The sequence below is a fragment of the Marinobacter sp. UBA3607 genome (assembly GCF_002375525.1).
Taxonomy (GTDB): domain Bacteria; phylum Pseudomonadota; class Gammaproteobacteria; order Pseudomonadales; family Oleiphilaceae; genus Marinobacter; species Marinobacter vinifirmus.
In genome coordinates this window covers 105276-121625 of the sequence record NZ_DFLY01000003.1, presented here as the reverse complement: position 1 = coordinate 121625, position 16350 = coordinate 105276, and the positions used below count along the sequence as shown (strand labels likewise).

Annotated in this window: 13 protein-coding genes; 6 read left to right on the top strand and 7 right to left on the bottom strand. The window is 57.6% G+C overall.

The genetic code is table 11. The features are described 5' to 3' along the window. Window positions 1-220: 220 nt before the first annotated feature. From htpG to B2589_RS00780, 3 genes are all read left to right on the top strand, one after another. Entirely contained in the window at window positions 221-2113 is a 1893-nt protein-coding gene (gene htpG / locus B2589_RS00790) for a molecular chaperone HtpG (RefSeq protein ID WP_286815310.1), read from the top strand. A gap of 442 nt (window positions 2114-2555) precedes the next feature. Next, window positions 2556-4727, top strand: coding sequence for a catalase/peroxidase HPI (gene katG, locus B2589_RS00785; protein WP_286815309.1), 2172 nt, complete (start codon window positions 2556-2558; stop codon window positions 4725-4727). A gap of 145 nt (window positions 4728-4872) precedes the next feature. Then, complete coding sequence (locus tag B2589_RS00780) at window positions 4873-5850, top strand: tRNA dihydrouridine synthase (RefSeq protein ID WP_286815308.1); 978 nt, start codon at window positions 4873-4875, stop codon at window positions 5848-5850. Here the strand turns inward: B2589_RS00780 and B2589_RS00775 are convergent. Further along, window positions 5847-6866: a class I fructose-bisphosphate aldolase gene (locus tag B2589_RS00775; RefSeq protein WP_286815307.1), complete on the bottom strand. Its 1020-nt coding sequence runs from the start codon at window positions 6864-6866 to the stop codon at window positions 5847-5849. The genes B2589_RS00780 and B2589_RS00775 overlap by 4 nt on opposite strands. Window positions 6867-7023: 157 nt before the next feature. On the opposite strand from B2589_RS00775, the gene B2589_RS00770 reads away from it, so the two are divergent. Continuing rightward, complete coding sequence (locus B2589_RS00770; RefSeq protein ID WP_286815306.1) at window positions 7024-9078, top strand: dehydrogenase; 2055 nt, start codon at window positions 7024-7026, stop codon at window positions 9076-9078. Between the two features lie 94 nt (window positions 9079-9172). Continuing rightward, a complete protein-coding gene (locus B2589_RS00765; protein ID WP_022989175.1) occupies window positions 9173-10048 on the top strand; it encodes a metal-dependent hydrolase in 876 nt (291 codons plus the stop codon). On the opposite strand, the gene B2589_RS00760 is transcribed toward B2589_RS00765, so the two are convergent. Continuing rightward, window positions 10011-10517 carry a methylated-DNA--[protein]-cysteine S-methyltransferase gene (locus tag B2589_RS00760; RefSeq protein ID WP_286815305.1) on the bottom strand — a complete coding sequence of 169 codons (507 nt, stop codon included), beginning with the start codon at window positions 10515-10517 and terminating at the stop codon, window positions 10011-10013. The two genes, B2589_RS00765 and B2589_RS00760, sit on opposite strands and share 38 nt — an antisense overlap. A 7-nt stretch (window positions 10518-10524) precedes the next feature. Next, a complete protein-coding gene (locus B2589_RS00755) occupies window positions 10525-11010 on the bottom strand; it encodes a GNAT family N-acetyltransferase (RefSeq protein ID WP_286815304.1) in 486 nt (161 codons plus the stop codon). A gap of 185 nt (window positions 11011-11195) precedes the next feature. Between B2589_RS00755 and B2589_RS00750 the strand changes: the two genes are divergently transcribed. Then, entirely contained in the window at window positions 11196-11354 is a 159-nt protein-coding gene (locus tag B2589_RS00750) for a CCGSCS motif protein (RefSeq protein WP_082640900.1), read from the top strand. A gap of 87 nt (window positions 11355-11441) precedes the next feature. Here B2589_RS00750 and B2589_RS00745 read toward each other — a convergent pair whose 3' ends face one another. The 4 genes from B2589_RS00745 to B2589_RS00730 all read right to left on the bottom strand — a co-directional run bounded on the left by B2589_RS00745 (window position 11442) and on the right by B2589_RS00730 (window position 16305). After that, a complete protein-coding gene (locus tag B2589_RS00745) occupies window positions 11442-12140 on the bottom strand; it encodes an NrdJb (protein ID WP_022989178.1) in 699 nt (232 codons plus the stop codon). A gap of 30 nt (window positions 12141-12170) precedes the next feature. Continuing rightward, window positions 12171-14309, bottom strand: coding sequence for an adenosylcobalamin-dependent ribonucleoside-diphosphate reductase (locus B2589_RS00740; RefSeq protein WP_286815303.1), 2139 nt, complete (start codon window positions 14307-14309; stop codon window positions 12171-12173). Window positions 14310-14598: 289 nt separating this feature from the next. Continuing rightward, window positions 14599-15393 (bottom strand): ABC transporter ATP-binding protein, encoded by a 795-nt coding sequence (locus B2589_RS00735; protein ID WP_022989180.1) that lies wholly within the window; start codon window positions 15391-15393, stop codon window positions 14599-14601. 9 nt (window positions 15394-15402) lie between these two features. Beyond that, window positions 15403-16305, bottom strand: coding sequence for an ABC transporter permease (locus B2589_RS00730; protein WP_022989181.1), 903 nt, complete (start codon window positions 16303-16305; stop codon window positions 15403-15405). Window positions 16306-16350 lie beyond the last annotated feature (45 nt).

Below are 16350 nucleotides of genomic sequence, written 5' to 3'. Positions count from 1 at the left end.
CGGAAGGGCACCCCCACACGCTTGCCCAGACTCCGTGCAAAGCCGGCCTAACTGAGAAGTCCGGTGGTGTGGTCAGGTAGTCCTTTCCAAAACTGTGCGGAGCCATGGATGGCGGAGCCCAAGCGCCACATGGACGTGCCGCAAGGAGCGTGTTTTGGAAAGGACTACCTGACCACGCCGCTCCCCCGAACATAAAGAACCAGCAGGAGAAAACACAGCCATGACGGTAGAAACCAACAAAGAGACACTAGGATTCCAGACCGAAGTGAAGCAACTGCTTCACCTGATGATCCACTCTCTGTACTCGAACAAGGAAATCTTCCTTCGTGAGCTCATCTCAAACGCCTCAGACGCCGAAGACAAACTCCGCTTCGCCGCCCTGAAAGACGACAAACTCTACGAAGGCGATTCCGAACTTAAAATCCGCCTGGATTACGACAAAGACGCCGGCACCATCACCATTGCCGACAACGGCATCGGTATGACCCGTGACGATGTGATTGCTAACCTTGGCACCATCGCCCGCTCCGGTACTGCCGAGTTCCTCAAGCAGTTGTCTGGTGACGAAAAGAAAGACAGCAAGCTGATTGGCCAGTTTGGTGTGGGCTTTTATTCAGCCTTCATCGTGGCGGACAAGGTGGATGTGTTCACCCGTAAGGCCGGTGCACCGGTCGAAGAGGGTGTGCATTGGGAGTCCAAAGGCGATGGCGAGTTCACCATCGAGCCGGTGAGCCGTGAACAGCGCGGTACTGAAATCGTGCTGCACCTGAAAGCCGAAGACAAAGAGTTTGCGGATGGCTGGAAGCTGCGCAGCCTGGTGAAGAAGTACTCTGATCACATCTCCTTCCCGGTCGTGATGAAAGCCGAGTCCGAGGAAGAGGACAAGAAGGGCGAAGACGAGACGGTCAACGATGCCACCGCCCTGTGGACGTTGCCCCGCACCGAGATCAAGGACGAAGAGTACAAAGAGTTCTACAAGCACATCGCCCACGACTTCGAAGACCCGCTCACCTGGTCCCACAACAAGGTGGAAGGCAAGCTGGACTACACCAGCCTGCTGTATATCCCGAAGCGTGCGCCGTTTGACCTGTATAACCGCGAAGCACCCCGTGGCCTGAAGTTGTATGTTCAGCGCGTATTCATCATGGACGACGCCGAGCAGTTCCTGCCGTTGTACCTGCGTTTTGCCAAGGGTGTGATCGATTCCAACGACCTGTCCCTGAACGTATCGCGGGAAATCCTGCAGAACGACAGCACTGTGGAGAGCATCCGCACTGCCATGACCAAGCGGGTGCTGGACATGTTGTCGAAGCTGGCCAAGAAAGAGGGTGATGAATACCAGGGCTTCTGGGACGAGTTCGGCACCGTTCTGAAAGAAGGCCCGGCAGAAGACTTCAGCAACCGCGAGAAAATCGCCGGGCTGCTGCGCTTTGCCTCTACTCATACCGGCGATGAAGCTCAGAACGTCTCCCTGGACGACTACATCAACCGCATGAAAGATGGCCAGAAAAAGATCTACTACATCACCGGCGACAACTTCGCGGCCACCAAGAGCAGCCCGCACCTGGAAGTGTTCCGCAAGAAGGGCATCGAGGTACTCATCCTGTCGGATCGTATCGACGAGTGGATGATGGGTTACCTGAACGAATACGACAGCAAGCAGTTCCAGGACGTTGCCCGTGGTGACCTGGACTTGGGCGAGGTGGAAACCGAGGAAGACAAGAAGCACCAGGAAGAAGCCGCCAAGGAGCATAAGGATCTGCTGGAGCGCATCAAGACAGCCCTGGACGACCAGGTGCAGGAAGTGCGGGTAACCAACCGCTTGACCGATTCACCCGCGTGCCTGGTGGTGGGCCAGTTCGATATGGGCGCCCAGATGAAGAAGATCATGGAAGCAGCCGGCCAGAAAGTGCCGGAAAGCAAGCCGATCTTCGAAATCAATGTGGACCACCCGCTGGTACAGCGCCTCGAAAGCGAGCAGGGCGAGGAGCGCTTCAAGGAGCTGTCTGCGGTTCTGTTTGACCAGGCCACATTGGCCAGCGGTGAACAGCTGAAAGATCCCGGTGCCTATGTCAGCCGCCTGAACCGGTTGTTGCTGGAACTGGCGAATTGATATCAACCATCGCGTAAGTAGACAAGAGGGGCTGGTGAGTAAATCACCGGCCCTTTTTTTGTTGGAACTGAGAATCTCTATCGATAACCAAAAGCTTTCGTGAAGTTATTATTAATCAATTTTAGCTAATGATGTTGGTGGCGTATGGTTGAGTTGTTCCAGAAAACCAGGGAGTTGCGCCATGTCAGTATTGAGAAATATGACCCTTGTAGGATGGGATGAGTCTCTTGGCATTCTTGCGCTGTATTGCTGCGAGTATGCCATCGCCCAGTAACAGGCAGAGGCTGATTTGGCAATAAGGAACGCGGTGGACCTCTTATAGTCAGCCACTATGCTGCCATTAGGAAAGATTCAAGCAGGCAAATGAGAGTGATCTATATTAAGTGATGCCCTGGTCGGAAAATACCAAATGTGCTAACGACGCGAAGAACAGGAGAGTGCTATGACAGCTAATACGTCTGGTGGTAAGTGCCCGGTAATGCACGGGGCAAACTCCACCGAAAACCGTGATGTAATGAATTGGTGGCCGGAAGCCCTCAACCTCGACATCCTGCACCAGCACGACCGCAAGACCAATCCCCTCGGTGAAGATTTCGACTACCGGGAAGAAGTCAAAAAACTCGATTTTGAAGCCGTCAAGAAAGACCTGCACGCCCTGATGACAGACAGCCAGGACTGGTGGCCGGCAGACTGGGGTCACTACGGTGGTCTGATGATTCGTATGTCGTGGCACGCCGCTGGTACCTACCGTATCCAGGACGGCCGTGGTGGCGGTGGTACGGGTAACCAGCGCTTTGCCCCGCTGAACTCCTGGCCCGATAACGTCAGCCTCGACAAGGCCCGCCGTTTGCTGTGGCCGATCAAGAAAAAGTACGGCAATAAACTGAGCTGGGCAGACCTGATTATCCTGGCTGGTACGGTGGCCTATGAGTCTATGGGCCTGCCGTCTTACGGCTTCTCCTTCGGCCGTGAGGACATCTGGCACCCGGAAAAAGACATCTACTGGGGTAACGAGAAAGAGTGGCTGGCACCGTCTGACGAGCGCTACGGCGACGTCGATAAGCCAGACACCATGGAAAACCCGCTTGCCGCGGTTCAGATGGGCCTGATCTACGTAAACCCGGAAGGTGTAAATGGCCAGCCGGATCCGATCAAGACCGGTGAACAGGTTCGCGTAACCTTTGCCCGTATGGCGATGGACGATGAAGAAACCGCAGCCCTGACAGCCGGTGGCCACACAGTTGGTAAGTGTCACGGTAACGGTGACGCAGGTGCCCTCGGCCCCGAGCCGGAAGCGGCGGATGTAGAAGAGCAGGGCTTTGGCTGGAGCAACCCGAACATGAAGGGTAAGGCCGCCAATGCCGTGACTTCCGGTATTGAAGGTGCCTGGACCACCCATCCGACCAAGTTTGATATGGGTTACTTTGACCTTCTGTTCGGCTACGAGTGGGAGCTCAAGAAGAGCCCGGCCGGTGCCTGGCAGTGGGAACCCATCAACATGAAGGAAGAGGACAAGCCGCTGGACGCCAGCGACCCGTCCAAGCGCCACAATCCGATCATGACCGATGCGGATATGGCCATGAAGATGGATCCGAAGTACCGCGCCATCTGCGAGAAGTTCATGGCAGATCCGGAATACTTCAAGGATTGCTTCGCCCGTGCCTGGTTCAAGCTGACTCACCGTGACCTGGGACCGAAGAGCCGTTACATCGGCCCGGAAGCGCCGGCAGAAGACCTGATCTGGCAGGATCCGGTACCGGCAGGCAGCACCGACTACTGCGAAGAAGTGGTGAAAGAGAAGATTGCAGACAGCGGCCTGAGCATCAGCGAGATGGTCAGCACTGCCTGGGATAGCGCCCGTACCTTCCGTGGCTCTGACATGCGCGGTGGTGCCAACGGTGCCCGCATTCGCCTGGCCCCGCAGAAAGATTGGGAAGGCAACGAGCCGGCCCGTCTGAGCAAGGTACTCAAGGTGTACGAGCAGATCTCTGCCGAAACCGGTGCCAGCGTGGCCGATGTGATCGTACTGGCTGGTAGCGTGGGTATCGAGAAGGCTGCGAAAGCTGCCGGTTATGATGTACGCGTACCCTTCCTGAAGGGCCGGGGCGACGCAACCGACGAGATGACCGATGCACCGTCTTTCGAGTACCTGGAGCCGGTAGCCGACGGCTTCCGTAACTGGCAGAAGAAAGACTACGTCGTGAAGCCGGAAGAGTTGCTGCTCGACCGCGCCCAACTGATGGGGCTGACGGCACCGGAAATGACCGTTCTGATCGGCGGCATGCGGGTGCTCGGCACCAACCACGGTGGCACCAAGCACGGTGTGTTCACAGACCGTGAAGGCCAGCTCACGAACGACTTCTTCGTGAACCTGACCGACATGGCCTACAGCTGGAAGCCGGTGGGTAACGGAACCTACGAGATCCGTGACCGCAAGACCGACCAGGCCAAGTGGACCGCAAGCCGCGTAGACCTGGTGTTCGGCTCCAACTCCATCCTGCGTTCCTACGCAGAGGTGTACGCCCAGGACGATAACGGTGAGAAGTTCGTGAAGGACTTTATCGCTGCCTGGACCAAGGTCATGAACAACGACCGCTTCGACGTACAGGCATAATCTGCCGGTAACGTTGTAAAACCCGCCGGGCATCCTGTTTCGGGATGCCCGGCTACCTATTTCCCCCCGAATTCCTTACAATCCGCTCCGCCTGATTTTTGATCAGCCGCATTCTGATTCACTTCTCTCAGTTTCTGGAGCTTTCATGCGAATCATCCTTGCCCCGATGGAAGGGCTGGTCGACGCACCCATCCGTGAAACCCTGACCAAAGTCGGCGGGATTGACCGGTGCGTGACGGAATTTATTCGCGTGACCCACGGCATGTTGCCGCCCCGGATTTTCTACAAGTACGCCCCGGAACTTTACAACAACGCGTTGACGGAAGTGGGCACGCCCGTGGCCGTTCAACTGCTGGGCTCCAACGCTGAAATGATGGGCCGTCATGGGGCCAAGGCCGCCGAGCTGGGAGCAGGGCAGGTGGACATCAACTTCGGCTGCCCGGCCAAGACCGTGAACAAGCATAAGGGCGGCTGTGTACTGATGCGCGAGCCGGAGCTGATGTATGAGATCACCGCAGCCGTTCGTAAAGCTGTGCCTGCGGATATTCCGGTCACAGCCAAGATGCGACTGGGCTATGACGACCGTTCCATGGGCGTGTCCTGTGGCCAGGCTCTGGAAGCGGCCGGCGCCTCCGAGATTGTTATTCACGCCCGCAGCAAGGTGGATGGTTACAAGCCACCCGCTTACTGGGAAGAAATCGCCAAAGTGCGTGAAGCGGTGAAAAGTCATGTGATTGCCAACGGTGAGATCTGGACCGTGGACGATTACTGGCGCTGCCGGAAAGTCTCCGGCTGCGACGATGTGATGATCGGCCGGGGCCTGATTGCCCGGCCGGACCTGGCGGCACAGATTAAAGCCTCCCAGAACGGTGAAACACTGGAATCCATGACTTGGGCCGAGGCTGTGGTTCTGGTGCGGGAATACGCTGCTGCCCTGCAAACCCGCCTGGAAGACAAATACGTGACTGGCCGCATCAAGCAATGGCTCAACTACCTGCGCCAGGGTTTTGCCGAAGCCGAAGCCCTGTGGCCCCAGGCCCGTAAAATCCGGGAAGTGGCGCCGATGCTGGCTTGCCTGGATCAGCCGGTAGACCTCTCGCAACGCAGCACTAACGCCGCCTAGCCCTCGTTCTCCATCGCAGGGCTGTAATCGCCAGAACGGGCAAGGCCATTGAGTCTCGCCCGTTTTTTCATGGCCTCCTGCGCTGCCCCGGCATTCTCCAGTTTTCCGGCCCAGGCTTTCTGGGCAGGTTCCTGCAGCGCCCGGCCGTAGGAGAAGCTAAGCTCCCACGGGTGGTAGCCCAGGCTGTTAAGGGCGTTGAGGTTTTCGGTGGATTCTTCGGGCGTCTGGCCACCGGAAAGAAAGAAAATCCCCGGCACGGCCGCTGGCACCACTCGCCGGAACACGCTCAGTGTCGCTTCGGCAACCTGTTCGGGCGTGGCTTTGCCGGATTCCTTGCCCGGTGTCACCATGCTGGGCTTCAGCACCATGCATTCCAGGTTCACCCGGTGCCGGTGCAGGGCCTTGAACACTTCCAGCAATACGTCTTCGCTCACCTCTGCGGCCCGTTCGATGGTGTGATTCCCGTCAATCAGTACCTCCGGCTCAACAATCGGCACAATACCCATGGACTGACACACGGCGGCATAGCGGGCCAGTACCTCGGCATTGGATTTGATGGCCTGGAACGAAGGCAGGGTATCCGAGATATGGAACACATCTCGCCACTTGGCAAATCGCGCACCCATAGATTTGTAATGCTCCAGCCTTGCAGCCAGGCCATCCAGCCCATAGGTAATCTCGTCCCCCGGGGCATTCACCAGCGGGCCTTTACCCTGATCAACCTTGATGCCGGGCACAATGCCCTGACTGGCAAGCAGATTGGGGATGGCGACGTCATCCAGGCTCAGTTGTTCCAGGGTTTCGTCGTACAGAATCACGCCGCTGATGTGCTCGCCAAGGCCGGGCGTGGAGAAAATAATGCTGCGGTATTCCCGCCGTGTGGCTTCCGTGGATTCCACGCCGACCGCCTTGAAGCGCTTGGCGATGGTAGGGGTGCTCTCGTCGGCAGCCAGTATGCCTTTGCCGGGCTGCACCAGGTCGGCAATGGTGGTAATCAGTTCGTCCTGAATGGTCATGGTACCTCCGTGGAAGGATGTGGTGATCAAACGTGCTTTTCAGTGTAGCCGGTAATTTGCGCGGTGGTATTTGATCTGGGCTAAGGCAGGATAAGGCCCCAGCTTCTAGACTTGAGAAAGAACAAAACAACAGGGACAACAACAGGGACAAGGCGCCATGAAAACCGTTGTGAGTATCAGCCAGGGCTCATCCGAGTACGACTACGAGCTTGAAACCCGTTTTCTGGGCCAGGACTTCCGTGTTGTCAGGGTGGGGAGTGATGGCAACCTGGACCGTGCCGAGGCCGTTCTGGATTCGGTGCGTGAACAGGCAGATGCCATCGGCCTGAGCATGATCCACGACCATTACCAGGTAGGGCGGGAGCAGCTTCAACACCCGGATACCTCGCGTCTGGAAGCCTGTGTGCCGGACAAGCCCGTCACCACCGGGGCCGGTCTTCGGGGCATTCTCCAGGAATGGGCCGTGCGCCATACCCAGACCGAACTGGGCCATTTTTTCGACAATGCCCGCGTTTTGTTCCTCAACGGCCAGGCCGGTTTCCGCATTGCCAAGGCGCTGTCGGAACATACAGACAACCTGCTGTTCGCTGATCCTTACCTGGATTTCGGCGTGCCACGTCTGCTGACTTCCCTGAGCCAGCTGGAAGCCTACACCAAGCTCACCGCACCGGTGATGTTCAGCCCCAATGCCGTCAAGGTCATCGAGCGACTGCACCGTACTCCGCTTTACCGGATGGGGGAGAAACTGATCAGCGGTTCCCTGCATGAATCGGTCAGGGACTGCCATGTAATTGTCGGGGCCATGGGGGATCTGGAGGCTTTCACGGAGAAAGAGCTGGATGGCAAAACCGTGATCACCTCCCGGGTGAGCGAATCTGCCCTGGACTGGTTCCGTTCCCGGAAAGTCGCCATGGTGGTGGACTACAGCCCCTGGCTGGAAGGTCGGCCAGTGGGGGTGAACGTTATGGAGGCGATGATCAGCGCAGCGTTGTCACGAACTCCGGAGCAGCTGGGGGCGGATGACTTTCTCGATGTGATCGAGCGGCTCGGGGTGGAACCCCGGATTCTGTACCCCAATGGCTACCGCCGTATAAACCGGTTCGCCTTTGTAATCCATCCGCTGTCGCAACAGTATCTGACCAAAACCCCGCCCCTCGACTGGGTCGCCAGCGTATCGCCGCCGGCGGTGATGAACCTGGTGGAAAAAGCCATCGCCTATACGCCGCCATTTGTGTATTCGAAGGTCTCCGGCATTCAGTCACCCACTGGTGATGAAGTGGAAGGCTGGCTGATTACCGTGGGCGGCACCCCGAAAGAAATCATGGCCCACGACCCGGAGTTTACCTACAGCCGCTTGCTGGCGGCGGCAAAGCTGGCCAGGAAACTGGGTGCCCAGATTATGGGCCTGGGCGCGTTTACCAAGGTAGTCGGGGATGCCGGGATTACGGTGGCCAAGCGGGCACCGCTGCCGATTACTACCGGCAACAGCTACAGCGCCTCAGGTGCCCTTTGGGCCGCCCACGAAGCGGCGCAGCGTATTGGCAGGGTGAGTATCGGCAAAAGCGGCAAGATGGCTGGCAAGGCCATGGTTGTGGGCGCTACCGGAGCCATTGGTTCTGTGTGTGCCCGGTTGCTGGCCAAGGCCGTGGATGAAATCTATATGGTGGCTCCGGAAGCGGCCAAGCTGCTGGCCCTGAAGGAAAGCATCGAACTGGAAACCCCGGGTGCTACCGTTCACGTGGCAGCCACCACCGATCGCGATCTTCCGGATATGGATATGGTGGTAACGGCCACCTCCGGGGCCGGCAAGCGCATCCTGGATATCATGAAGGTGAAGCCCGGCTGCGTGATTACCGACGTGGCCCGGCCGCTGGATATTCCGGCAGAAGATGTGGCCCGGCGGCCGGATGTGTTGGTCATCGAATCCGGTGAAATCCAGCTTCCCGGGCCGGTAAAGATGAAAGACATTGGCCTGCCCAAAGGCATCGCCTATGCCTGCCTGGCCGAAACCATCGTACTGGCGCTGGAAGCCCGGTTCGAGAACTTCACCCTGGGCCGTAATATCGAATGGGAGAAGGTGCGGGAAATCTACAAACTCGGCCTGAAGCACGGCATGCAGCTGGCGGCAGTGTCCGGGGTTAACGGTGTGTTCACCGAGGAGGACTTCGAACGGGTACGGGCGCTTGCTGCAGAGGCCACAGAGCCCGCCTGATCACGAAATTGGCCCGCAATCACCTGACGCTCCCGTAAAAGGGGGCGTAGTCTGTAGGAAGGTATTCGAGCCCACAGGTTCAGGAGAGTTTGCTATGAACGCGCCAGCGACACAGATCAAGAAGTCCACAAGGGGCTACCGGAGTGCGACACCGCCGGGGCTGGTTCCGGAAGTGCGCAGTCCGGATTTCGAGTTTCCGGAGGATCTCCCAAAATACTGGTGGGATAACGACCCGGTAAAAACCTTGTTGCTGGGGGCGTTGTCTGCCAGCTTCCCGCCCGGAGAAAAATTCTTCATTGATTCTGTTCGTCACTACCAGGACCAGATTACGGACCCGGAGCTGAAGAAGGCGATCCGGGCATTTATCGGCCAGGAGGCTCATCACTCGAAAGAGCACAAACTGATGAACGGCTTCCTGGAGGAGCGGGGCGTTGGTCTGGGCCGGCTAGAGCGTGAAGTGCAGTGGTTCATGAACAAGCTGCGCAGGAACTTCACTCCGGAGCGCCAGCTGGCCCATACCGTGGCGGTTGAGCACTTTACGGCCCTGATGGCAGAGGAGTTTCTGCTCAAGTTTGATGCGCTCGAGGAAATGGACCCGAGGATCGCGCCAGTCTGGGCCTGGCACGCTATTGAAGAGTCAGAGCACAAGGCGGTGGCCTTTGATGTTTATAAGAGTATCGGCGGCAGCGAGTTTATCCGGGTGACGGAAATGATGGTTGTGAGTGTGATCTTCCCGTTCTTCAGCACGCTGCACGTGATTCAGCTGATGAAGGAAGACGGCCAGCTGGGGAACCTGAAATCCTGGGCCGGGGCCTTTAATTATATGTGGGGCAAGCCGGGTGTGTTCCGCAAGTTGATACCGTCTTACCTGAAGTATTACAGCCCGAACTTCCACCCCTGGAACAACGACGCCCGGGATCTTGTGGAGAAGGCTAAGAAGCGCTGGCTGCCAGCGTCACTTCAAGGTTGAGCAGGGCCCGTTTACGCTCGATGCCCCAGCGGTAGCCTCCGAGGCTGCCGTCAGACCGGACAACCCGGTGGCAGGGTATTACCACCGCCAGTTTATTGGCTGCGCAGGCCGTAGCAACGGCGCGCGTGGCTTTCGGGCGGCCCAGCTTCCGGGCAAGTTCGCTGTAACTGACGGTGGTGCCTGCCGGAATTTGCAGAAGGGCTTGCCAGACTTCTTTCTGGAAGACAGTGCCTTTTGGTGCCAGGGGCATGCCGAGGCTGCCAGTGGGGGTGTCGACAAACTGCCGCACGGGCTCAAGGATGTCGGCGTTGCCGGCGGTTGCGGGCTTGAGAACCTGGCCGGGAAAATGGGCGTGAAGCAGGGCGACAAGTTCTTCATCTGTGTCGCCCAGCTCGATGGCGCAGAGGCCTTCTTCAGACCAGCTGGCCAGCAGCTGGCCCTGTGAGCATGGGGTGATGCCATAGTGCATCACCGCATTATCCTTCCAGTACTTTGCGCATGTTATAGCGCAGGAACTGGGCTCCACGAACCGTGACTCGCTGCTCGTCGACCACTTCAAAGCCGTGCCGCTCAAAGAACGGCCGTGCGACCACGCTGGACTCGGTTTTCAGCTCTTTCACACCCATGCCGATCAGTTGCTTCTCCGCCTCATGGTAGAGGGTGGAGGCAATGCCCCGGCGGGCAAAGTTGGGCGCGGTGAACACCAGGTCAATGGTGCCGTCCTTGTCGTAGGAAATGAACCCAGCCAGGTCGTCGCCTTCCTCGGCGACCAGGGTTTCCAGCGAGTCCAGCCGCTCGCGCCAGACATCCAGGTGAGGCGTGCGGGAGGCCCAGGCATAGCGCTGGGTTTCATCATAGGCCCCAGCGGTCAGCTCATGTACGGAATCCGTAAACAGCCGAACCACCGGGCTAAGATCCTGAATCTGGTACTTGCGAATCGTGATAGACGTGATTGTGTTCATGTCAGCTCAGTGTGCACCTGTGTTGGATAGCAGGATAAAACCGTTATTCCACTATACCCGCAGCATACCCCGTACAGCAGGAAAATCCAGCATTCATACCTACTCAAATTGCTTGACCCCATTCCCGGCACTCTTTAACATTCATTAAAAATGAATGTTAATAAACCTTGATAGAGGAACACCTGATGGCACTGTCATTTCTGAATATTTTCAAGAAAGAAGAGAAAGAAACTGAAACCGCAAAGGTTGAAGGGTTTGACCCGAAAGCCAACGCGGAAGAGAAGAAGGAAGAAACCAGCAAAGGCGGCCATGGCGGTGGCACCTGCTGTGGTTCCTGTTCCTGAGACGCCTGGCGTTTATCTGTAATTGCCTGTAAAAAAAGCCCGGTTGCTTGCGCAACCGGGCTTTTTTCAACTCGTCAGCTGATTACTTCAGCCGCACTTGCTGTCGCCGCAGGACAGGCAGGTAGCACAGCCGTCCATCACGATCACAGCCTTGGTGTTGCATTTGCCGCACATGGTGGCGTTGGCAGGGTAGTCGCTGCCTGTGTCGTCGTTGGTGGCCTTGTCCTGGCTGGCTTCAAACTCCGCACGCTTCTCGGCGAGAATGCGCTTGGTGGTTTCGCTCAGCTCGTCGCTTTCCAGCAGGCCGATGGCTTTCAGGTGTTTCTCGATCACGGCGCCGATTTCGGCAACCAGTGACGGCATGAAGACGCCGCCTTTCTTGAAGTAACCACCGTTCGGGTCATACACGCTGCGCAGCTCTTCCACCAGGAAGGTTACGTCGCCACCTTTGCGGAATACCGCCGAGATAACGCGGGTGAGGGCGATAACCCACTGGAAATGTTCCATCGACTTGGAGTTGATGAACACTTCATAGGGCTGGCGGCTCTCGTGGTCAGTGCCTTCGTTGAGCAGGATGTCATTGATGGTGATGTACATCGCGTGCTCGGCCACGGGCGGCTTGATCTTGTAGGTGGTGCCCAACAGGAAATCCGGCCGCTCGATGTATTCATTCATCTCCACCGGCTTGGTTTCAGCCTGTACCGGTGCCTGGTGTTCGTTCGGGGTTTCCGCATCGGCTTTCTTGACCCGGTAGCCGACGATTTTGTTGCTGATTTTGACTGTCATTTTGCTGTTCCTGTCTGTCGGTTTCCGGACTCAGTATTTTCCGTAGGTGCCTTCTTTGAGGGCGTCGAAAAGGTTGGCGGCGGTATGGACTTCGCCATCGTACTCTACCTGTTCGTTGCCCTTCAGGGTGACTTTGCTGCCATCGTCCAGGGTGAACTCATACAGGGTATTCTCAAGGTCTTTTTCTTTAACCAGTACACCCTGGAACGCCTCCGGGTTGAAGCGGAAAGTGGTGCAACCCTTAAGGCCCATGTCGTAGGCGTACAGGTAGATGCCCTTGAAGTCCTGGTACTTGAAGTCCTGCGGTACGTTGGCGGTCTTGGAAATGGAGGAATCAACCCACTTCTGGGCGGCCGCCTGAATGTCTACGTGCTGCTTCGGTGATACATCATCGGATGTGGTGAAGTAGCCGGGCAGCTTCTTGTCGTCGTCATCGGAGAACGGCATGGCGCCCGGGTTGACCAGGTGGCGGTAGGCCAGCAGTTCGAAGCTGAACACGTCCACTTTCTCTTTGGTTTTCCGGCCTTCACGGATGATGTTCCGGGCATAGTGGTGCGAGAAGCTCGGCTCAATACCGTTACTGGCGTTGTTGGCCAGGGACAGGCTGATGGTGCCAGTCGGAGCAATGGAGGTGTGGTGGGTAAAACGGCCACCTTTCTCGGCCAGTTGCTTGACGAGCTCCGGCTCTACGTGGCCGATCTGCTGCATGTAGCGGCTGTACTTCGCGTGCAGCAGCTTGCCCTTGAGAATGTCGCCCACCTTGTAGCCGTCTTTGGCCAGCTCGGGGCACTTGCTCATCATCTTCGGAGTCACTTCGAACTCGTCTTCCATGATCGGAGCCGGGCCCTTCTCTTCGGCCAGGGCCAGGGACTGGCGCCAGCCTTCTACGGCCATCTCCCGAACCACTTCTTCGGTGAACTTCACGGATTCATCTGAACCGTATGGCATGCGCAGCATCGCCAGGGTAGAGCCGAGGCCCAGAATGCCCATGCCATGACGACGCTTGTAGGTAATCTCGTGGCGCTGTTCGGCCAGCGGCAGGCCGTTGATTTCCACTACGTTATCGAGCATACGGGTGAAGGTGCCAACGACCTTGCGGTATTTCTCGTAGTTGAAGCTGGCCTTGTCGGTGAACGGGTAGTCCACGAACTTGGTCAGGTTGACCGAACCCAGCAGGCAGCTGCCATAAGGGGGCAGGGGCTGCTCGCCACAGGGGTTGGTGGCACGGATGTCTTCGCAGAACCAGTTGTTGTTCATCTGGTTGACCTTGTCAATCAGGATGAAGCCCGGCTCGGCGTAGTCGTAGGTGCTGGTCATGATGGTGTCCCAGATGAACTGGGCTTTCACCGTCTTGTAGATGCGGCAGGCGACCTTGCCTTCATCGTTAATAACGTAGCTGTCCTGAACCGGGAAGTCGCGGTACAGGAACTTGCTGGTGTCGGCCAGGTCCAGGCCCTCTTCTTCCACTTCCTTTTTGGTGACCGGGAAGGAAAGGTGCCAGTGGTCGCCGTTACGTACGGCTTCGATGAAATCTTCGGTGATCAGCAGAGACAGGTTGAACTGGCGCAGGCGGCCATCTTCACGCTTGGCCTGGATGAACTCGATGACGTCCGGGTGGTGAACGTCAAAGGTGGCCATCTGGGCACCGCGGCGGCCACCGGCAGACGACACGGTGAAGCACATGCGGTCGAAGATATCCATGAACGACAGCGGGCCGGAAGTAGTGGCGCCGGCGCCGGCCACGTAGGCACCACGGGGGCGCAGGGTGGAGAATTCATAGCCGATACCGCAGCCAGCCTTGAGGGTAAGGCCTGCTTCGTGGTTTTTCTCCAGAATGTCATTCATGGAGTCGTGGATGCTGCCAGACACGGTGCAGTTGATGGTCGAGGTCGCCGGCTTGTGAGCCTCGGCTCCGGCATTGGAGGTGATACGGCCCGCCGGAATGGCGCCGTTCTGCAGGGCCCACAGGAATTCTTTCATGTACTTGTCGCGTACATTCTTTTTCTCGACTTCGGCAAGGGCGCGGGCAACCCGTTCGTAGGTTGCGTTGATGTCCTTGTCGACCGGCTCGCCAGTCTTGGTTTTCAGCTGGTACTTGCTGCTCCAGATGTCGAGCGAAGCTTCCTGCATCGGAATCGTTGTGATTACTGCCTGTGCCTTAGCGTTCATTGCCACCCTCGGTTTCCAGTCTGTCTTTGGCTTTAACCCTATATATGGGCTTATTTTGAATGGAGTATAACAGGATATAGTGTTCTGTGAATAAGGTACGAACTATTGCCGGAGCGATGCCCCGCAAAGAAATTCAATGGAAAAAGGCTTGAAACTCCGCAACCCCGCATGAAACCTGCGTTTGCGGAGATTACTAGATGTAGTGGTTAAAAGGTGATCCTTGCCACAATTAACAAAACAAAAAAAAGCGGGGCCAGGCCCCGCTTTTCAGGTCAGGCTCTGGTTTGAATCAGCCGAGTAACAGGCTGTCGTCGTCTACCTGAAGCCCACGCTGTTTCTCGAACAGTCCCAGAAGGTCTTTCACCTCCAGGCCTTCCCGATCCTTACCGGCGATGTCGAACACCACCTGGCCCTGATGCAGCATCACAGTGCGACTGCCGACTTCCAGTGCCTGTTTCATGCTGTGGGTGACCATCAGTGCGGTCAGCTTCTGCTCTTCGATGATCTGCTCGGTGAGATCCAGCACAAAGGCTGCGGTTTTGGGGTCCAGCGCCGCGGTGTGTTCGTCCAGCAGCAGGATGCTGGACGGGGTTAGACTTGCCATCAGCAGGCTCACAGCCTGGCGCTGGCCGCCGGAAAGCAGTCCCATCTTATCACCAAGGCGGCTTTCCAGGCCCAGCTTCAGGGAAGACAGGCTTTCCCGGAACTGGCCCAGATACTGTCTCTTCACCGCAGCACTGAGGCCACGGCGCTGGCCGCGCTTGATGGCCAGCGCCAGGTTTTCTTCGATGGACAGGTTTTCACAGGTGCCCGCCAGGGGATCCTGGAAAACCCGGGCCACCCGCGCAGCGCGCTTGTAGGTTGGCAGCCGGGTTACGTCCTGGTTGTCCACGATAATCTGGCCGCTGTCGACCATCACTTCGCCGGCCAGGGCGTTCAGGAAGGTGGACTTGCCGGCACCGTTACTGCCGATAACCGTGACAAATTCACCCTGGTTTACAGTCAGGCTCATGCCCCGCAAGGCCGGGTTCTCCAGGGGAGTCCCCTTGCCAAAGGTGAGCCTCAGATCGGTTGCGCTGATCATAGTGCCTCCTCAGGCTTTCTTGCGGGTGAAGCGGTTGGCGATATTGGTGCGCACGCCCGGCAGAACAATGGCCAGGGTTACCAGCACTGCGGTGATCAGGTTCAGGTCCTGTGCCTGCAGTCCCAGAATGTCGGCATTCAGGGCAAAGGCGATCGCGAGGCGGTAGATGATGGCACCAATCACGCAGGCCAGTAGGGCCCGGATAACCGTAGACGGTGTAATAACCGCTTCGCCACCAATCAGCGAGGCCAGGCCGATAACGATCACACCAACGCCCATGGTTACGTCTGCCGCGCCCTGGCTCTGGGCGAACAGGGCGCCGGCCAGGCCAACCAGGCCGTTAGAGAGGGCAACGCCGAGAATGATCATGCCGCCAGTCGCGATGCCCTGGGCGCGCGCCATTCGGGCGTTGGCGCCGGTGGCGCGCATGGCCAGGCCGGTTTCGGATTTCATGAAACGCCAGAGCAGGATCAGTGACACAAAAACCACGATCACGAACAGCAGTACCGGAACCTGGTGGTAATCCAGCCCCAAGTCGTACCAAGGGGTCAGCACGGTTTCTTCGGTAAGCAGCGCAATATTGGGCCGCCCCATGATGCGCAGGTTCACCGAATAAAGCGCAATCATGGTCAGGATGGAGGCCAGCAGGTTAAGAATGTTCAGTTTAACGTTCAGGATGGCAGTCACCGCGCCGGCGGCCATGCCTGCAAGGACGGCACAGCCTGTGGCCAGCCAGGGGTTCCAGCCTTCCAGCAGCAATACGGCTGCCACAGCAGCGCCAAGGGGAAAGCTGCCGTCTACCGTCAGGTCGGGAAAGTCCAGAACACGGAAAGAGATATAGATACCAAAAGCAACCAGGCCATAAATGAGGCCGGTTTCGAGTGCGCCGTAAAAAGCAATTTCGCTGAGCATGGGTATGGATTCACCGTGAAAGAAAACGGGCGGGCCCTTTTGGGG

Bases quoted from the DNA above. Each gene is read 5' to 3' on its own strand.
- htpG (WP_286815310.1), top strand. From the start codon at position 221: ATGACGGTAGAAACCAACAAAGAGACACTAGGATTCCAGACCGAAGTG.
- katG (WP_286815309.1), top strand. From the start codon at position 2,556: ATGACAGCTAATACGTCTGGTGGTAAGTGCCCGGTAATGCACGGGGCA.
- B2589_RS00780 (WP_286815308.1), top strand. From the start codon at position 4,873: ATGCGAATCATCCTTGCCCCGATGGAAGGGCTGGTCGACGCACCCATC.
- B2589_RS00775 (WP_286815307.1), bottom strand. From the start codon at position 6,866: ATGACCATTCAGGACGAACTGATTACCACCATTGCCGACCTGGTGCAG.
- B2589_RS00770 (WP_286815306.1), top strand. From the start codon at position 7,024: ATGAAAACCGTTGTGAGTATCAGCCAGGGCTCATCCGAGTACGACTAC.
- B2589_RS00765 (WP_022989175.1), top strand. From the start codon at position 9,173: ATGAACGCGCCAGCGACACAGATCAAGAAGTCCACAAGGGGCTACCGG.
- B2589_RS00760 (WP_286815305.1), bottom strand. From the start codon at position 10,517: ATGCACTATGGCATCACCCCATGCTCACAGGGCCAGCTGCTGGCCAGC.
- B2589_RS00755 (WP_286815304.1), bottom strand. From the start codon at position 11,010: ATGAACACAATCACGTCTATCACGATTCGCAAGTACCAGATTCAGGAT.
- B2589_RS00750 (WP_082640900.1), top strand. From the start codon at position 11,196: ATGGCACTGTCATTTCTGAATATTTTCAAGAAAGAAGAGAAAGAAACT.
- B2589_RS00745 (WP_022989178.1), bottom strand. From the start codon at position 12,140: ATGACAGTCAAAATCAGCAACAAAATCGTCGGCTACCGGGTCAAGAAA.
- B2589_RS00740 (WP_286815303.1), bottom strand. From the start codon at position 14,309: ATGAACGCTAAGGCACAGGCAGTAATCACAACGATTCCGATGCAGGAA.
- B2589_RS00735 (WP_022989180.1), bottom strand. From the start codon at position 15,393: ATGATCAGCGCAACCGATCTGAGGCTCACCTTTGGCAAGGGGACTCCC.
- B2589_RS00730 (WP_022989181.1), bottom strand. From the start codon at position 16,305: ATGCTCAGCGAAATTGCTTTTTACGGCGCACTCGAAACCGGCCTCATT.